The organism is Streptomyces europaeiscabiei (genome assembly GCF_001550375.1).
Lineage (GTDB): Bacteria > Actinomycetota > Actinomycetes > Streptomycetales > Streptomycetaceae > Streptomyces > Streptomyces europaeiscabiei.
In genome coordinates this window covers 1-1,082 of sequence record NZ_LRTR01000751.1, presented here as the reverse complement: position 1 = coordinate 1,082, position 1,082 = coordinate 1, and the positions used below count along the sequence as shown (strand labels likewise).

Genomic DNA, 1,082 nt, shown 5'->3' with positions numbered 1-1,082 from the left:
GCACAGGGCGGGGACGGCCGGGTGCCGGCCCGCTCCGAGACCGCCGCCTGCTGACCGGCCCGCCCGACGGGCCGGCGAAGGGAAGGGAGAACACCGGTGACAGCGCATCAGTGCCAGGAGACGACGCGGACCGCCCGGGGCTGCCCGGCGCCCGCGAACCCGGGCTTCTTGGAGGTGTGGGCGAGGTGCGCCCCGATCCGCCTGGCCGGGTACGAGGACGACCTGGCCGAACCGCACATACTGCAGGGCGTCGACTGACGCCGGCCGACCGTGAGCTGCCGGGTGGCTCCCCCTTCGGGCGGACCCGGCAGCTCAGGCGTGTCCCATCGGTTTCTTCGATATCACTTGGAAACCCGCATGCGGGTTTGTTCTTCTGTGGGTAGAGGACTGACCGTAGTGAAAGGGCTGACATGCCTAGTGACCGCATCCGCGTGGCCGTGATCCTGTCGAGCGTGCGCAAGGGCCGCTTCGGCCCCACGATCGCGAACTGGTTCGTCGGCACCGCCGACCAGCGTGACGACATCGAGGTCGATCTGGTCGACCTGGCGGACTTCCCGCTGCCCACCGCGCTGAGCGCCGAGCCGGAGCCGGAGGTCGCCGAACTGCTCGCCGCGTTCTCGGCCCGGCTGTCGGCGGCGGACGGCTTCGTCGTGGTGACACCGGAGTACAACCACAGCTTCCCGGCCTCCCTGAAGGCCGCCCTGGACTGGACCCAGCACGAGTGGCACGCCAAGCCGGTCGGTTTCGTCGGCTACGGCGGCCTGGCCGGCGGTCTGCGGGCCGTCCAGCAGCTGCGCCACATCGTCAACGAGCTGCACGCGGTCCCCGTCCGCGACGCCGTCAGCTTCCACGGGCCGTGGGGCCAGTTCGACACCGACGGCAACCTCATCGAGCCGGCCGACGCCGAAGCGGCCGCCAAGGTCCTGTGGGACAAGCTGAGCTGGTGGGCCCTGGCCACCAAGGAGGCCAGGGCGCGCCTGCCCTACGACAGCTGACCTGTCCGCTCCACCCGGCCGCGGGCCGCACCCGGCAACCCCGGGCAACTCCCCCGCCTCGCCCCCCCACCCCGCGGCCGAGGCCCC

General features: G+C 72.1%; 2 protein-coding genes. Both read left to right on the top strand.

Annotated elements, in window-relative coordinates; all coding sequences use genetic code 11:
- Positions 1-96 precede the first annotated feature (96 nt).
- The gene (locus tag AWZ10_RS52600; protein WP_162948907.1) at positions 97-258 is read left to right on the top strand and encodes a hypothetical protein; all 162 of its coding nucleotides are present in this window, start codon (positions 97-99) and stop codon (positions 256-258) included.
- Positions 259-410: 152 nt separating this feature from the next.
- Positions 411-995 (top strand): NADPH-dependent FMN reductase, encoded by a 585-nt coding sequence (locus tag AWZ10_RS36840; protein ID WP_037697755.1) that lies wholly within the window; start codon positions 411-413, stop codon positions 993-995.
- Positions 996-1,082: the final 87 nt, after the last annotated feature.